Below are 15,672 nucleotides of genomic sequence, written 5' to 3' on the forward strand. Positions count from 1 at the left end.
CGCCGAGGGAGGTCACTTGATGCCGGTGACCTTGAGGCGCGTCAGCTGCTGACGGTGCCCCTGGCGCTTGCGGTAACCGGTCTTGTTCTTGTACTTGAGGATCGTGATCTTCGGGCCCTTTTCGTCCCGGACGACCTCAGCAGTGACCTTGACCTTCGCGAGCGCCGCAGCGTCGTGGGTCACCTTCTCCCCGTCCACCAGCAGGATCGCAGGAAGCTCGACGGACTGTCCGGCACCGGCCGACAGACGGTCGACGACGACGATATCGCCGACGGACACCTTCTCCTGGCGGCCACCGGCCTTGACGATCGCGTACACCACGTTGTTGCTCATCTCTTCTAGTCTTGGCGTGCTCGCCATGTCCGGTCGTCTTGGCAGGACTCAACACACCGTGGCGTGCGAGTGCGACCTGACCATGGGCACACGGGACCAGTGCGCACCGAGCGCACCGACGTTCAAGGTTACGGAATCCCTGACGCAGGGTCAAATAGCCGCCCGCCGGGCCGGGGGTCAAGTCGGCGCGCGGTGCGGGGCCCCCGTCAGTCGAGGACGAACGTGACCTCGAGCGCCACCTGCCAGGCGACGATCTTCCCGTCCCTGACCTCGACCTTCTGCTCCTTGACCCACGCTCCGGTGAGGTTGCGCAGCGTCGCGCTCGCCCTCTCGATCCCGGTCTTGACCGCGTCGTCGAAGCTCACGTCGGACCGCGCGCTGATCTGCGTGATACGTGCCACCGAGCCGCTCATGGCGTCCTCCGCCGTCCAGGGCGGACGCCTCGTCGCGTCCGCGCACCCCTCCACGATCCCCCGTGGGGTGCTGGTCCGCCAGCCCTGCGCCGCCGGTCGACGGTCTCGTCCGCCGACGCCGTCGGCCGCACGGCAGGACGTCCGGCAGCGCCGCGGAGGGACCACCCGCCCGGCACGAAGAAGGACCCCGGCCGGGGCCGGGGTCCTTCGGTGAGGCTGCGCGGTCGATGCGTCAGGCGTTGGCCTGACCGTTCGAGCCGGCGGCCGTCGCCTTCGCGATCTGTGCGCGGACGTCGTCCATGTCGAGGCCCTTGACGGCCTCGACGACCTGCTCGAGCGCGGGTGCGGGCAGCGCACCGGGCTGCGAGAAGACGAGCACGCCCTCACGGAACGCCATGAGCGTCGGGATCGAGGTGATGTTCGCCGCGGCCGCGAGGCCCTGCTCCGCCTCGGTGTCGATCTTGCCGTGGACGACGTCGGGGTGGTTCTCCGAGGACGCCTCGAACACCGGGGCGAACTGGCGGCACGGCCCGCACCACGATGCCCAGAAGTCCACCAGGACGATGTCGTTGTCCTTGATGGTCTGCTCGAACGTGGCGCCGGTGAGTTCCTGGGTTGCCATGAAGGTCCTTCCTGAGGGGTTCACCAGGTGCAGCAACGGGTCCCCGGGAGGTATTCCCGGCCCGCGGGCGAACATACGCCCGGTCCCCGGGCGGCGCCTCCCGAGCGCAGGTCTCCTCGACCTCCCCGACGGTGACGGAGGTCACCTCTAGGCTGTGGCGCGTGGAACGCCTCAGGCCGCGCACGATCGCGGGATATGCCATCGGCTCGGTCGGCACGGGTGGGTTCGGCACCCTGCCCGGCCTCATGCTGCTCTACTACCTGACGGACGCCCTCGCGGTCCCGGCCGCGGTCGCGGGCCTGGTCGTCACGGGCGCCAAGGTGTGGGACGTCGTGATCGACCCGTTCATCGGGTACGGCAGCGACCGCGACCTGGTCCGGACGGGCTCGCGGCGGCGTTTCATGACGATCGGCGCGGTCGCGATCCCGGTGTTCTTCGCGCTGACGTTCGCCGTGCCGGCAGGGGCGTCGACCGTGGCCGCCTCGATCTGGGTCCTGGTCGCGTTCCTGCTCGCGGCCACGGCGTTCTCGATGTTCCAGGTCCCGTACATCGCGCTGCCCGCGGAGATCGCCCCGACGTACGACGAGCGCACGCGCCTGATCAGCTGGCGCGTGGCGACGCTCGCGTTCGCGATCCTGCTGTTCGGGGCCGGGGGCCCGGTGCTGCGCGGCGAGACGAGCTCGCTGTCGGGCTACCTGACGCTCGGCGTGGTCGCGGGCCTGGTCATCGGGGCGGGCATGCTCGTCGCCTCGCGGGTGGCGCCGCGCGGTGCGCGGGGTGCGAGCCCGACGGCGGCGCTCCCCCCGGGTGCGCACGCCGCGGCTCCTGCTGCGGCGGGCTCCGCGCTCGGTGCGTTCCGTCTGGCTGTCGCCGAGGCCGTCGCGACGCTGCGCCGCAGCCAGCCCTTCCGCGTCCTGCTCACGGCCTTCGTCCTCCAGGCCCTCGCGACGGGTCTCATGCTCGCGGCCGCGAACTACGTCGCGACGTACGTGCTCGAGTCGGACCTCGCGGTGAGCCTGCTGTTCGCGGCCCTCATCGCCCCGGCCCTGCTCGTGATGCCGCTCTGGAACCGGCTCGCGCGGCGGGTCGGCAAGGAGCGCAGCTTCGTCCTGGCGAGCTCGCTGTTCGCGCTCGCGACGCTGTGCATGGTGCCTCTCGCGTGGGCACCGGGCGCGTGGGTGTACCTGCCGACCGCGCTCGCGGGCATCGGGTACGCGGGTATGCAGGCGCTGCCGCTCGCCATGCTGCCCGACGTGATCGCGCACGACGCCCGCACGACGCCCGTGACGGGCCAGGGCGCGTCCGATCGCGGCGGGGCGTTCAGCGGGGTGTGGACCGCGGGCGAGACGACGGGCATGGCGTTCGGCGCCGGGCTGCTGAGCCTCGTGCAGTGGGCCACGGGCTACCGGTCGTCGAGCGCGGGCGTCACGCCCGAGCAGTCCGCGGCCGCCGTCGACGGCATCGCGCTGTCGTTCTCGCTGGTCCCCGCGCTCCTGGTCGCGCTGAGCCTGCTCGCCCTCGTACGCTATCGACTGCGCAGGGGCGACATCGACGTGCCCACCGAGGAGCCCGCTGCGCATGAGCGCCCATGACGTCACCCCCCTGCCCGCTTCCCCCGTCCTGCGGACCGAGGGCATCCTCGACCGCCTCGCAGCGCTGCGTGCGGCCGACGCCCCGACGCACGGCGGCCGTGTCCTGTCCTACGTCTACGACCCGGACCTCAGCGAGCTCGACGTGCTCGCGGGCGAGGCCATCCGCGCGGTGCAGCCGCTCAACGGCCTCGACCCGACCACGTTCTCGTCGGTCGCGGTCATGGAGCGCGAGCTCGTGGCCTTCGCCCGCGACGTCCTGCACGGGAGCGGTGCGCAGGACGCGAGCGGCGTCGTCGGGACCGTGACGTCCGGCGGGACGGAGAGCTGCGTGCTCGCCGTGAAGACGGCCCGTGACGCGTTCCTCGCGGCGCAGCCGCCGCTGCCGGACGGCGCGCCGCGCACGCTCGCGACGCTCGGGTTCGTGCCGAGGGTCGTGGCCCCCGCCACGGTGCACCCCGCGTTCCACAAGGCCGCGGCCTACCTGGGGCTCGACCTCGTCCTGGTCCCCGTGGACCCGACGACGTGCCGGGCGGTCCCCGCCGCCATGGCCGCGGCCGTCGGCGACGGGCACGACGTCGCGCTCGTCGTCGTCTCCGCGCCGTCGTACCCGCACGGGGTCGTGGACCCGGTCGAGGAGGTCGCGGCGTCCGCGAGCGCCGCAGGCGTCCCGGTCCACGTGGACGCGTGCGTGGGCGGGTGGGTGCTGCCCTTCTGGCCCGACGACGCCGGGAAGGTCCCGCTGTTCGACTTCCGCGTCCCGGGGGTCACCTCGATCTCGGCCGACGTCCACAAGTACGGCTACTCCCCCAAGGGCGCCTCGCTGCTCCTGACGCGTGACCGCGACCGGCAGCGTCACCAGCTCTTCGCGACGACGCGCTGGCCGGGCTACCCGGTCGTGAACTCGACGATCATGGGGTCCAAGTCCGCGGGCCCGCTCGCCGCGGCCTGGGCCGTGACGCAGGCGCTGGGCGTGTCGGGGTACGGGGCGGTGACCGCGCGCTGCGCGGCCGCGACGGGCAGGTTGCGCGCGGTGCTCGACTCGGTCGAGGGTCTGCGCGTGGTCGGGACGCCGGTGGGACCGCTCGTCGCGGTCGCCGCCGACGAGTCGTTGCCCGCCGACCGGCAGGTCGACCCGCACGTGTGGTCGGACGCGGTGCGCGCGAGCGGGTTCGTGCTCCAGCCGCAGCCGGGGTACACGCAGCCGGACGGCTCGCGCCTGCCGCACACGACGCACCTCACGGTGACCCCGGTGACGGCGGGCGTGGTCGAGGAGCTCGGTGCGGCGCTCGTCGCGGCGGCCGACGCCGTGCGCGGGGTGCCGCGTCCGGACCCGCACGAGGTCCTGGGCGCCCTGGTCGCGACGCTGGCCCCGGGCGTACCGACCGGGGAGGTGCTCGCAGCCCTCGGGTCGCTCGACTCCCGGGCGGCCTGGGACCTCGTGCAGGCGGCGGTGCTCGGCGGAGAGGACCGGCGCGGCGGCGGTGCCCCCGAGCCGGGGACGGGGCCCATGGCGCCGCTGCTGGCCCTGGTCGAGGCGCTGCCCGCGACCGTGAGCGAGCGTCTGCTGGTCGAGCTCATCGCGCGGCTCGCCGAGCCCGTGGACCAGGCGCCGAGCCTGCCCGGGGAGCGGTCGGCCACCCCCTGACCTCGTCGTCGGCCGGGACGCGGGGCAGGCGGCGGGTGCGCTGCGGGGTGAGGGCGGGCGGGCCGCGGGCGGGGCGACGTCCCGCGCACCGCCGCGCCCGCCGGTCGGGCGCGAGTCCGGGCCGTGGGTGGTAGAACAGTCAGGTGACGGACACCGCCGACTTCCCGCCCGACGACTACTCCCGCGAGATCCCCCAGCCGGCCGGGTGGCTGAGCGCGGAGGACCTCGCGGCCGCCAGGTCTCAGCTGCCGCTCGTCTACGTGGACGCGGTCCCGGTCCGGGTCGACGACTCGGGCGACGTGGTCGCCGTCGGGCTGCTGCTGCGGGTGACGCCCGAGGGGCAGATGACGCGGGCGCTCGTGTCCGGCCGCGTGATGTACCACGAGCGCATCCGTGACGCCCTGCTCCGCCACATCGAGAAGGACCTGGGCCCGGTGGCGCTCCCCCGCATCCCCGCGTCCCCGCAGCCCTTCACGGTCGCCGAGTACCTGCCGACCCCCGGCATCACGGGGTACCACGACCCTCGCCAGCACGCGGTCTCGCTCGCGTACGTCGTGCCGGTCGCGGGCGACTGCCAGCCTCAGCAGCAGGCGCTCGAGCTCGCGTGGCTCACGCCCGAGCAGGCGTGCAGCGACCAGGTGCAGCTCGAGATGCACGGCGGGCAGGGCACGCTCCTGCGCCAGGCCATGGCGTACGTCGGCCGCCTCTCGTGACCCCGGACGCCCCGACCTCGCGGGCAGCGACCGGACGGGGCGGACGTCTGCGCGGGACGGTCGCGGCCCGCTGGTGGCACGGCGTCGTGGCCGCCATGGCGCTCACGGGGGTCGTGTGGGAGCTGTTCGGGACCCTCGGGCGCGGGCCGCTCCCGGGAGGCACGACCACGGACGTCGTCGTGCACTTCTTCAGCTACTTCACGATCCTGTCGAACATCCTGGTCGGGGTCACGTGCCTCCTCCTGCTCGTGGATCCCCGGCGGGACGGACGCGTCTTCCGCGTCGCGCGGCTCGACGCGCTCCTGTGCATCGCCGTGACCGGCATCGTCTACAACACCGTCCTCGCGGGACTCCAGGAGCTCAGCGCCGCCGGGCTCGTCACGAACCTCCTGCTGCACCAGGCCGGTCCCCTGCTGGCCGTGCTCGGGTGGCTGGTCGTGGGGCCGCGACCGCGCATCGACGCCGCGACGATCTGGTGGTCGGTCGTCGCGCCGCTCGCGTGGATCGTCTACGTGTTCGCCCAGGGCGCGTTCACCCGCTGGTACCCGTACCCCTTCATGGACGTGACCGAGATCGGCTACCCGCAGGCGTTCCTCAACACGGGCGTCGTGGCCGTCGTGTTCCTGCTGCTCGCCGCGGCCCTGGGGTGGGTCGACCGGCGCCTGCCGCCCGCCCCGGCCTCGCCTCCCGTCCGGGGCTGAGCCCCGGCCCGCGGTTCGTCGCACCTGCCGCGCCCGCCACCGAGGCGGTAGCGTGACGCCATGTCGCAGACGACGAAGAAGAAGTCGAAGAAGACGAAGAAGGGCCAGCAGCCCTCCCTCCCCCGCGCAGTCTACGAGGCCGAGCTGTTCCGGCTGCAGGCCGAGCTGGTCAAGCTCCAGCAGTGGACCCAGGCCACCGGGGCCCGTGTGGTCGTGATCTTCGAAGGGCGTGACGCGGCCGGCAAGGGGGGCGTGATCAAGCGCATCACGCAGTACCTGAGCCCTCGCGTCGTCCGGATCGCAGCGCTGCCCACGCCGACCGACCGCGAACGGTCCGAGTGGTACTACCAGCGCTACATCGCCCACCTGCCCGCCGCGGGCGAGATCGTGCTGTTCGACCGCTCCTGGTACAACCGGGCCGGGGTCGAGCGGGTCATGGGCTTCTGCACGCCCGAGGAGTACGACCTCTTCATGCGGCAGACCCCGGCCTTCGAGCAGATGCTGATCGACGACGGGATCCTGCTGCGCAAGTACTGGTTCTCCGTCTCCGACGCCGAGCAGCTCAAGCGCTTCCGCTCCCGCCTCTCGGACCCCGTGCGCCAGTGGAAGCTGAGCCCCATGGACCTCGAGTCGATCCACCGGTGGGAGGACTACTCGCGCGCCAAGGACGACATGATGGCGCACACCGACGTTCCGGAGAGCCCCTGGTTCGTCGTCGAGTCGGACTCCAAGAAGAACGCGCGGCTCAACATGATCTCGCACCTGCTCTCGACCATCCCGTACGTCGAGGTGCCGCACGACAAGGTCGTGCTGCCCGAGCGCCCACCGGCGTCGGGCGGCTACGTGCGCCCTCCGCGCGAGCTCGCGAACTACGTGCCGGACCACGTGGCCCAGCTCCTGGGCGACCCCGAGAACGGGTTCTGAGCGGCGCCGACCGTCCGCCGACGGCTCGAGCTCCCCGCGGCAGAGCCGGTCGACCTCCCGGAGCGCGACCGGGATCCGATGGTCGCCCGCCATGCCTTCGCGCTAGAGCTCGAGCGTGGGCCAGTCCGCGAAGTCCTCGCGCATCCGGCGGTCGTGGGTCGCGACGACCACGGCCGCAGGGGTGACACGCAGCGCCTGGGTCAGCTCGTCGACCAGGTCGATCGAGAGGTGGTTGGTCGGCTCGTCGAGCAGCAGGACGTGCGGCACGGCGAGCAGCGCGCGGGCCAGGTCGAAGCGACGCCGCTGCCCGGCGGACAGCTCGCGCAGCGGCCGGTCCAGGTCCTCCTCGGTCAGCAGCCCGAGGAACGCGACGGGCACCAGGTGGTCCGGGTCGAGCGTGCCCGCCGAGAGCAGGTCGAGCGCCTCCTGCGCGTACTCCTCGAACCCTGTGCGCTCCTCGGCGCCCGCGGGGAGCGCGGGCCCTTCCTGCGCGACGATCCCGACCCGCACGCCCTCGGCGACGGTCCGCGTGCCGCGGTCGAGCCGGACCGTGCCGGCGAGCGCCGCCAGCAGGGTCGACTTGCCCGAGCCGTTCGGCCCGGTGATCAGCAGCCGGCCCGACGGCGGTATCGCGATGCGCGTCCCGGGCAGGTCGAGCCGTGCCCCGGTGACGGGTGCGCCCGCGGGAGCGACGTCGTCGGGCAGGTCTCCTGGTGCGTCTCCCGGGGTGGCGGCGACGCGCGGGCTGCGCACCTCGAGCAGCGGATGGTCGGGTGACCACCCTGGCGACATGGCCAGCAGGTCCGGGAAGCGCAGCTCGAGCGGCGGGACGGGGACCTCGATGGCCTCGGCCTCGAGCTTCTGCACGAGCCGGTCGGCGGCCTTGACGTGGATGCGCGCGTGCGTCGCGCGACGGTGCTTCTGGCTGCCCTTGGCGGGACGCCACTCGTCGGACAGACCCTCGTAGGACGCGTCGAGGCGCTCGGCGAGCTTCTCGGCGCGCTTGCGCTCGGCCCGGTAGCGCTGGCGCCACCGGTGCAGGGCCTGGTTCTTGGCGAAGCGGTAGGCGAGGTAGCCCGGCTGCCCGTACAGGACGGGCTTGCCGTCCATCGCGGGGTCGAGGTCGAGGATCTCGGTCGCGACGTCGTCGAGCAGCTGGCGGTCGTGCGTGACCATGACGATCCCGCCGCCCCACGCCACGATCTCGCCCGTGAGGAAGTCGATGCCGCTCGTGTCGAGGTGGTTGGTCGGCTCGTCGAGGAGCAGCAGGTCGCTGCGCTCGGCCAGGCGGCACGCGAGGCGAACGCGATAGCGCTCGCCGACCGAGAGCGTCGCGAGCTCACGGTGCGGGTCGCGGCAGGCGCCCAACCGGGACAGCGCGACCTCGACGCGACGGTCGGCGTCCCACACGGCCAGGTGCTCGGCTCGCGCCAGCACGTCCGAGAGCTCGGCGAGGCTGCCGTGCTCGTGGTCGAAGTCGCGCGTCACGGCGTCGAGCTCGGCGCCCACGGCCCGCACGGTCGCGAGGCTCTCGCGGACCAGGTCGCCCACGGTCTGACCGGGCAGCGGGACGAGCTCCTGCTCGACGACGGCGAGCGAGCCCTGACGACGCACCTCGCCCCCGCTCGGGGTCAGCGTCCCGGCCAGGACGCCCAGGAGCGTCGACTTGCCCGTGCCGTTCTCGCCGACCACACCCAGGCGCGTGCCGGCGCCCACGCGCAGCGAGACCCCCGAGAGGACGGGGCGTCCGGGGTAGGAGAAGGAGAGGTCGTCGACAGCCAGGTGCACAGGTCAACCCTAAAGGGAGCGGGTGGACGGGCGCCCCACCCCGCTCCGAGCCCTGCGTCCCGTTCCCCGGACGCGGTACGCGCACCACCTGGCCCGCGCGGGCTCGGGGGCCGTGCTCCGGTAGCGTCGTGGCCATGACCTCGACGCCCGCCACCGCCCCGAGCCCGCCCCGCCCGACCGTCCGGACGGGCGTCGTCGCCCTGGCCGTCGTGCTCGACGTCGTCGCGGTCCTCGCGTTCGCGACCGGCGGGCGGGCGACGCACTCCGCCGACAGCCCCCTGACCGCGATCCTGACGATCGCGTGGCCCTTCCTCGTGGGGCTCGCGGTCGGGTGGGTCCTGCTGCGCGCCTGGCGGTGGCCGCTCGCGGCCTGGCCGACCGGGGTCGTGCTGTGGGTCACGACGTGGGTCGTGGGGATGGCGCTGCGCTGGGCCACGGGCGAGGGGCTCGCGACCGCGTTCCTCGTGGTGTCCGCGGCGTTCCTGCTCGCGACGCTCGTGGGTTGGCGGCTCGTCGCCCTCCTGGTGCTCAAGGTGCGCGGGCGTCTCTCGACGTCCTGAGCCCCCCTGGTGCCGAGAACGAGGTTGAGGTCGTTCTGCCCGCCTTGGCGACCGCAACCTCGTGGTCGAGCGCACGGAACGTCGTTCTCGACGTGCGGCGCGACGCCCGGGCGAGCGCGACCCGGAGGTCACGCTCGCTCGGACGTCCTCGGCCGATCCGTCCAGGGGTCTGGCACGGGCCACCACCTGGATCAGGCCGGACCCGGCCGGGAACCGCTCAGGCGAGCGGCTGGGCCTGGGGTTCGTCGACCGTCGTCCCGGTGAGCACCGCGACGACCTGCGGCGCGATCGCACGGAACGCCTTGCCGCGGTGGCTGATGGCGTTCTTCTCCGCGGCCGACAGCTCGGCGGCCGAGCGGGTCTCGCCGTCGGGCAGGAGGATCGGGTCGTAGCCGAACCCGCCCTCGCCGCGCGGAGCGGTCAGGAGCGTGCCGCGCATCTCGCCCGTCCGCACCCACTCCTCCCCGTCCGGCGTCACGAGCGCGGCCGCGCACACGAAGCCCGCGGCGCGGTGCCCCGCGGGGACGTCGCCCAGCTGTGCGAGCAGCAGGTCGAGGTTCGCCTGGTCGTCGCCGTGACGACCGCACCAGCGCGCCGAGAAGATGCCCGGTGCACCGCCCAGGACGTCGACCGCGAGCCCGGAGTCGTCGGCCACGGCAGGCAGACCGGTCGCCGCGGCGAGGGCCCGGGCCTTGATGAGCGCGTTCTCCGCGAACGTCACGCCGTCCTCGACCGGCTCCGGGGCGCCGACGTCGCGCGCCGAGACCACGGCCTCGGGCGGCAGGTCCAGACCGGGCTGGGCCGAGAGGATCGCGCGCAGCTCGGCGAGCTTGCCCACGTTGTGGGTCGCGAGGACGAGCCGTGCCCCCGCGGGGACGGTCACACCGGGCGCGGCGCTCATCGCGACGCCTCGTCGAGCGCGAGCTGCTGGATGATCGCGAGCTCGGAGGTCCCGTGGAGCGCGAGGTCCAGCAGGACGTCGAGCTCGGTGCGGTTGAACGGCGCGTGCTCGGCCGTCCCCTGCACCTCGACGAAGTCGCCCGAGCCCGTGACCACGACGTTCATGTCGGTGTCCGCGCGCACGTCCTCGACGTAGGGCAGGTCCAGCATGGGCGTGCCGTCGATGATGCCGACACTCACCGCCGAGACCGAGTCCGTGAGGACCTTCTTGCCGCCCTTGATCGCGCCGTGCTTCTTGCCCCAGGTCACGGCGTCCGCGAGCGCGACGTACGCGCCCGTGATGGCCGCGGTGCGCGTGCCGCCGTCGGCCTGCAGGACGTCGCAGTCGAGCACGATCGTGTTCTCACCGAGCGCGGAGACGTCGATCACCGCGCGCAGCGACCGGCCGATGAGGCGCGAGATCTCGTGCGTGCGCCCGCCGATGCGGCCCTTGACCGACTCGCGGTCGCTGCGTGTGCTGGTCGCGCGCGGCAGCATCGAGTACTCGGCCGTGACCCAGCCCTGGCCCGAGCCCTTGCGCCAGCGCGGCACGCCCTCGGTGAACGAGGCGGCGCACAGGACGCGCGTGCGCCCGAACTCGACGAGCACGCTGCCCTCGGCGGCGTCGAGCCAGTTCCGGGTGATCGTGACGGGACGGAGCTCGTCGGGCGCGCGGCCGTCCGCGCGGACGGTCTGGGAGGTGGAGGCTGAAGTCATGGAGCCAGCCTATCCGGGGCTCAGAGCGTGAAGACCCGACCCGTCGCGGCGAGGTCGACCGGGCCGGCGTAGACCGCGGTGGCCTCGTCGCGGGCCGCCTGCCGGTCGTTCCAGGCCGGCAGGTGCGTCAGGACCAGCCGCCGGGCACCGGCTGCGGTCGCGACCTCGCCCGCCCGCTTGCCCGTCAGGTGGATCCCGCGGTCGACCGCGTCGTCCCGGCCCTCCTGGAACGCCGCCTCGGCCAGCAGCAGGTCCGCGTCGCGCGCGAGATCGACGACCCCGTCGCACGCGTCGGTGTCCCCCGTGTAGGCGAGCGTGACGCGCTCGCCCGGGACCAGGCTCGACGGTCCCGTGACCCGCATGCCGTACGCCTCGACCGGGTGGTAGACCCGGTACGGCTCGATCTCGAGCGGGCCCACGGTCACGACCTGCCCCGGCTGCCACGTCCGGAAGTCGAACTGGGAGTCCATGGACTCACCGGCCTCCAGGCCGTACGTGGCACCGATGCGGTCGGCCGTCCCGGACGGCCCCCAGACGGGCAGCACGCCGTGGGCTGCGTGGGCCGCCGGGTGGTCCGGGCCGCGCGCGGGGTCGGCCGCTCGGTCGGGGTGGTACTTGAGGTAGACGTACAGGCCGCACACGTCGACGAAGTGGTCGGGGTGCAGGTGCGACAGACCGATCGCGTCGAGACGGCGCGGGTCGACGACCCGCTGCAGCGCACCCAGCGCGCCGTTGCCCATGTCGAGCAGGAGGTTCCACTCCCGCCCGTCCGGTGAGACGCCGTCGGGCACCTGGACGAGGTACGAGGACGCCGGGGACTCGGGGCCCGCGAACGAGCCCGACGAACCGACGACGACCAGGCGCATCAGCGGGCCTCCACGAGCGAGACCTCGGGTCCGAGGAAGCGGCGCGCGAGGCGGTCGAACGGCTGGGCGCTGCCCGTCGCGCGGAAGCGGTGCTGCGGCGCCCCCGCCTCGCGCGACCGTTCCAGGCCGTGCGCGACGAGCGTGCGGTACACGTCCTTCGCGGTCTCCTCGGCGCTCGAGACGAGCGTGACCTCGTCACCCATGACGTAGGAGATCGCTCCCGCGAGCAGGGGGTAGTGGGTGCAGCCGAGCACGAGGGTGTCGACCCCCGCCGCCCGGACCGGCGCGAGGTACTCGTGCGCGATCTCGAGGACCTCCGGCCCCGACGTCACCCCGGCCTCGACGAGGCGCACGAACTCGGGGCACGCCTGGGACGTCAGACGCAGTCCGGGCGCGACCGCGAACGCGTCGTCGTACGCGCGCGACTCGATGGTCCCCCGCGTCCCGATGACACCGATGTTCCCCGTGCGGGTCGCGGCCACGGCGCGCCGTGCCGCGGGCAGGATCACCTCGATCACCGGCATCCCGTAACGGGCCGTGTACCGCTCCCTGGCGTCGCGCAGCACCGCGGACGACGCCGTGTTGCAGGCGATGACCAGCATCTTGACGCCCTCGTCGACCAGCTGGTCCATGATCGAGAGCGCCATGGCTCGCACGGCGGCGAGCGGCTTGGGCCCGTACGGGCTGTTCGCCGTGTCCCCGATGTACAGCAGCGACTCGTTCGGCAGCTGGTCGAGGATCGAGCGGGCGACGGTGAGTCCCCCGACTCCCGAGTCGAAGATGCCGATGGGTGCGTCGTTCACGGGACCGAGCCTAGTGCGGGTCGCCCGGATCGGGTGGCCCGACCACCCCGCCGGACCTGTGCGTCCCACCACAGCACACCGCCCAGGTCCCCGCAGCGTGCGTGCCCGGACACGACGAAGGGCGCCGCACCTGCGTGCGACGCCCTCGGTCCGGACCACCGGGCCGCCAGCCGTGAGGCGGCGGCCCGGAGACCTAGACCCTCGCCTTGCCCCGCCCGATCAGCCCCAGCACGAGGCTGACGACGAGCACGATGATGCCGATCCAGATCAGGAACTTCGCTGCTTCGACTGCCACACCGAACACGAGCAGCACGACTCCGACGAGCAGGATGATGAGCCACGTAGGCATGGTGTTCCTCTTTCTCTCGGCCAGGACGCGGACGTCCCGGTTCAACCAGGACAATCGTGGCACTACTTCACCCCGCGCGCATCTTGACACAAAACGAGCGAGAGACGTATAAGCGTGATATCCGGGCTGCGGGCGAGGTCGGGACGCCTCACCGAGGGGCGCGACGCACCTCCGCGAGCATCAGCTCGACCAACGACTCCTGCAGCCACCCGGACATGAGGAACACGCTCGCCAGGAAGCGACGCGCAGCGTCCGGAGCCTCCTCGTCAGGCTCGGAGCCCTGCTCCTCGCGGGACAGGACCTCGTCGTGCAGCTCTTCGACCTGGTCGTCCGTGCGCAGGTCCAGACGTTCCGCGAGGACGACGCGCACGTCCGTCAACGCGCCCGCGACCCGGCGCGCGTCGTCGTGCCGGACGATCAGAGGAGTGAGCGCCTCCGCGTCCTGGGGGTCGCCCGCGAGCAGCAGGTCCGCCAGGAGCAGCAGTCGTTGTGCCTTCTCGGCCGCGAGGTCCCCCTGCGTGAACCGCCGGAACTCCGTCGAGACCTCGGCGTCCTCGCGTGACGCGTCCGGCAGGAGCCGACGCACCGCCGGGTCCGCGGGCACGCGCACCTCGTCCGGAGGAGCCGACAGCGGGGCGACGCCCTCGATCCGGCAGGCGTCCGAGCCCTCCGGCGGGACCGTCGCGGTCTGCTCCTGCAAGAGCTCGACGACGTCGCCCACCACGTGCGCGAGCACGAGCCGCTCCGAGGCGCTCAGCTCCGCCACGTACCCGCGCCGCGCCCGGCGGAACGGCCGCACTACTCCCCGCTCCGCTGCATCGTGGCCCACAGCCCGAACTCGTGCATCGCCTGGACGTCCACCTCGACCTTCTCCCTGCCGCCCGAGGAGACGACCGCACGCCCCTCCTGGTGCACCTGCAGCATGAGCGTCCTCGCCTTCTGCTGCGAGTACCCGAAATAGCTCTCGAAGACGTACGTCACATAGCTCATGAGATTCACCGGGTCGTTCCACACGAGAGTCACCCAGGTGTCCGCGAGGGAGAGCGCCTCCCGCGTGTCGATCTCCTCGTCGAGGCGGGGCCCCGCGGTCGCCGTTCCAGTCACTCCCCCACTCTATGGGGTGGGTGAAGTCCGGCCACGCCGTGTCCACCGCCTGGTGGCCCGGGCCGCGTCCACCAGCGGCCTTCCGCCCGCCGCAGCGTCGCCCTCTGCCCTAGGTTGGGCACATGAGTTCCGCAGACCACCCGGGCACGGGCGCCCCGGCTGCCCCGCACGCCCAGCCCGCCCCGTTCGCCCCTTCCGCGCAGACGTCGCTGCTCACGGACCGCTACGAGCTCACGATGCTCCAGGCAGCCCTCGCCGACGGGACCGCGGACCGCCACTGCCTGTTCGAGGTCTTCACGCGCCGCCTGCCCGCCGGCCGGCGCTACGGGGTCCTCGCCGGGACCGGCCGCGTCCTGGAGTCGCTCGCCACGTTCCGCTTCACGGACCTCGAGCTCGACTGGCTCCGTGAGGCCCGGGTCGTCGACGAGCGCACGCTCGACTACCTCGCCGGCTACCGGTTCACCGGATCGATCACCGGCTACGCCGAGGGGGACGTCTTCTTCCCCCAGTCCCCCGTGATGGTCGTCGAGGGCACGTTCGCCGAGGCCGTGCTGCTCGAGACACTGATCCTGTCGATCCTCAACTACGACTCCGCGGTCGCGTCGGCCGCCTCCCGCATGACGAGCGCAGCCGTCGACCGGCCGTGCCTCGAGATGGGGTCGCGCCGGGCGAGCGAGACGGCGGCCGTCGCCGCAGCCCGGGCGGCCGCGGTCGCGGGCTTCGCCGGCACGTCGAACCTCGAGGCCGGGCGCCGGTACGGCATCGACACGATCGGCACCGCCGCGCACGCCTTCACCCTCCTGCACGACGACGAACCGTCCGCCTTCGCGGCACAGGTCGCCTCGCTCGGGGTGGGCACGACCCTGCTCGTCGACACGTACGACGTGCGCCAAGGAGTGCGGAACGCCGTCGCCGCCGCCGGGACCGACCTCGGCGCCGTCCGCCTCGACTCGGGGGACCTCGGCATCCAGGCCGTCGAGGTCCGCAAGCAGCTCGACGGGCTCGGGGCGACCGGCACCCGCATCACGGTCACCTCCGACCTCGACGAGTACGCCATCGCCGCGCTCGCGGCCGCGCCCGTCGACTCCTACGGCGTGGGCACCTCGCTCGTCACGGGATCGGGCGCACCGACGTGCGGCATGGTCTACAAGCTCGTCGCACGCTCCGACGCCGACGGCGTGCTGCAGCCGGTCGCCAAGGCGTCGACGCTCAAGACCAGCACGGGCGGCCGCAAGTCCGCGGCGCGGCTGTTCGGCGACGACGGACGGGCCGTCGCGGAGGTCCTCGTGACCGGGGCCGACGACGTCGTGTCCGCCTGGGAGCCGGGCGACGACGAGGACCTGCGCCCCCTGCACGTCCCGCTCGTCGTCGACGGCGCGGTCGACTCCCGCTGGATCGGCGCCTACGGGGTGCACAACGCCACGCAGCGGCACGCCGAGGCACGGGCCGAGCTGCCCCGCGGAGCGCGCCGGCTCTCCGCCGGGGACCCCGCCCTGCCGACCGTGACCCGCCGGGTCGACTGACCTCCGTGCGGCTGCCGCCCCCGCAGGGCAGGGACGGTGTCGCCCGTGGAGGTACGCGTGAGGCCTGCACCCTCGTCGAG

18 protein-coding genes are annotated in these 15,672 nt (G+C 73.2%); 7 read left to right on the forward strand and 11 right to left on the reverse strand.

Going from position 1 to position 15,672, the window contains the following annotated elements:
• Positions 1–12: 12 nt before the first annotated feature.
• The 3 genes from rplU to trxA form a co-directional block, all read right to left on the reverse strand.
• Positions 13–321, reverse strand: coding sequence for a 50S ribosomal protein L21 (rplU, locus tag H9623_RS06630; RefSeq protein ID WP_191789147.1), 309 nt, complete (start codon positions 319–321; stop codon positions 13–15).
• A 218-nt stretch (positions 322–539) separates the two neighbouring features.
• Positions 540–746, reverse strand: coding sequence for a dodecin family protein (locus tag H9623_RS06635; RefSeq protein ID WP_193719277.1), 207 nt, complete (start codon positions 744–746; stop codon positions 540–542).
• Positions 747–978: 232 nt separating this feature from the next.
• Positions 979–1,368 (reverse strand): thioredoxin, encoded by a 390-nt coding sequence (trxA, locus tag H9623_RS06640; protein WP_193719278.1) that lies wholly within the window; start codon positions 1,366–1,368, stop codon positions 979–981.
• A 161-nt stretch (positions 1,369–1,529) separates the two neighbouring features.
• On the opposite strand from trxA, the gene H9623_RS06645 reads away from it, so the two are divergent.
• The 5 genes from H9623_RS06645 (at position 1,530) to ppk2 (ending at position 6,943) form a co-directional block, all read left to right on the forward strand.
• Positions 1,530–2,960, forward strand: a complete 1,431-nt coding sequence (locus H9623_RS06645; RefSeq protein WP_321575318.1) for an MFS transporter — start codon at positions 1,530–1,532, stop codon at positions 2,958–2,960.
• Entirely contained in the window at positions 2,947–4,605 is a 1,659-nt protein-coding gene (locus H9623_RS06650; RefSeq protein WP_193719279.1) for a pyridoxal phosphate-dependent decarboxylase family protein, read from the forward strand. The genes H9623_RS06645 and H9623_RS06650 overlap by 14 nt, the downstream gene beginning before the upstream one ends.
• Positions 4,606–4,748: 143 nt before the next feature.
• Positions 4,749–5,318, forward strand: a complete 570-nt coding sequence (locus H9623_RS06655; RefSeq protein WP_193719280.1) for an NUDIX hydrolase family protein — start codon at positions 4,749–4,751, stop codon at positions 5,316–5,318.
• Positions 5,315–6,019, forward strand: coding sequence for a Pr6Pr family membrane protein (locus H9623_RS06660; RefSeq protein WP_321575319.1), 705 nt, complete (start codon positions 5,315–5,317; stop codon positions 6,017–6,019). The genes H9623_RS06655 and H9623_RS06660 overlap by 4 nt, the downstream gene beginning before the upstream one ends.
• Before the next feature lie 60 nt (positions 6,020–6,079).
• Positions 6,080–6,943, forward strand: coding sequence for a polyphosphate kinase 2 (ppk2, locus tag H9623_RS06665; protein ID WP_193719281.1), 864 nt, complete (start codon positions 6,080–6,082; stop codon positions 6,941–6,943).
• Positions 6,944–7,045: 102 nt separating this feature from the next.
• On the opposite strand, the gene H9623_RS06670 is transcribed toward ppk2, so the two are convergent.
• Positions 7,046–8,731, reverse strand: a complete 1,686-nt coding sequence (locus H9623_RS06670) for an ABC-F family ATP-binding cassette domain-containing protein (protein ID WP_193719282.1) — start codon at positions 8,729–8,731, stop codon at positions 7,046–7,048.
• Positions 8,732–8,865: 134 nt separating this feature from the next.
• On the opposite strand from H9623_RS06670, the gene H9623_RS06675 reads away from it, so the two are divergent.
• Positions 8,866–9,291: a DUF3054 domain-containing protein gene (locus H9623_RS06675; protein WP_193719283.1), complete on the forward strand. Its 426-nt coding sequence runs from the start codon at positions 8,866–8,868 to the stop codon at positions 9,289–9,291.
• 217 nt (positions 9,292–9,508) lie between these two features.
• Here the strand turns inward: H9623_RS06675 and rdgB are convergent, their stop codons facing one another.
• From rdgB to clpS, 7 genes are all read right to left on the reverse strand, one after another.
• A complete protein-coding gene (gene rdgB / locus H9623_RS06680; RefSeq protein ID WP_193719284.1) occupies positions 9,509–10,192 on the reverse strand; it encodes an RdgB/HAM1 family non-canonical purine NTP pyrophosphatase in 684 nt (227 codons plus the stop codon).
• Positions 10,189–10,947: a ribonuclease PH gene (gene rph / locus H9623_RS06685; RefSeq protein ID WP_056650494.1), complete on the reverse strand. Its 759-nt coding sequence runs from the start codon at positions 10,945–10,947 to the stop codon at positions 10,189–10,191. The genes rdgB and rph overlap by 4 nt, the downstream gene beginning before the upstream one ends.
• Positions 10,948–10,967: 20 nt before the next feature.
• The gene (locus tag H9623_RS06690; protein WP_193719285.1) at positions 10,968–11,813 is read right to left on the reverse strand and encodes an MBL fold metallo-hydrolase; all 846 of its coding nucleotides are present in this window, start codon (positions 11,811–11,813) and stop codon (positions 10,968–10,970) included.
• Complete coding sequence (murI, locus tag H9623_RS06695) at positions 11,813–12,616, reverse strand: glutamate racemase (protein ID WP_193719286.1); 804 nt, start codon at positions 12,614–12,616, stop codon at positions 11,813–11,815. Before murI ends, H9623_RS06690 begins: the two co-directional genes overlap by 1 nt.
• Positions 12,617–12,809: 193 nt before the next feature.
• Positions 12,810–12,965 carry a hypothetical protein gene (locus H9623_RS06700; RefSeq protein WP_193719287.1) on the reverse strand — a complete coding sequence of 52 codons (156 nt, stop codon included), beginning with the start codon at positions 12,963–12,965 and terminating at the stop codon, positions 12,810–12,812.
• 148 nt (positions 12,966–13,113) lie between these two features.
• Complete coding sequence (locus H9623_RS06705; protein ID WP_321575320.1) at positions 13,114–13,794, reverse strand: DUF2017 family protein; 681 nt, start codon at positions 13,792–13,794, stop codon at positions 13,114–13,116.
• Entirely contained in the window at positions 13,764–14,027 is a 264-nt protein-coding gene (gene clpS / locus H9623_RS06710; protein ID WP_407671859.1) for an ATP-dependent Clp protease adapter ClpS, read from the reverse strand. The genes H9623_RS06705 and clpS overlap by 31 nt, the downstream gene beginning before the upstream one ends.
• Before the next feature lie 164 nt (positions 14,028–14,191).
• Here clpS and H9623_RS06715 point away from each other — a divergent pair, with 164 nt between their 5' ends.
• Positions 14,192–15,592 carry a nicotinate phosphoribosyltransferase gene (locus tag H9623_RS06715; protein WP_193719290.1) on the forward strand — a complete coding sequence of 467 codons (1,401 nt, stop codon included), beginning with the start codon at positions 14,192–14,194 and terminating at the stop codon, positions 15,590–15,592.
• Positions 15,593–15,672: the final 80 nt, after the last annotated feature.

Source organism: Oerskovia douganii, assembly GCF_015142735.1.
Taxonomy (GTDB): domain Bacteria; phylum Actinomycetota; class Actinomycetes; order Actinomycetales; family Cellulomonadaceae; genus Oerskovia; species Oerskovia douganii.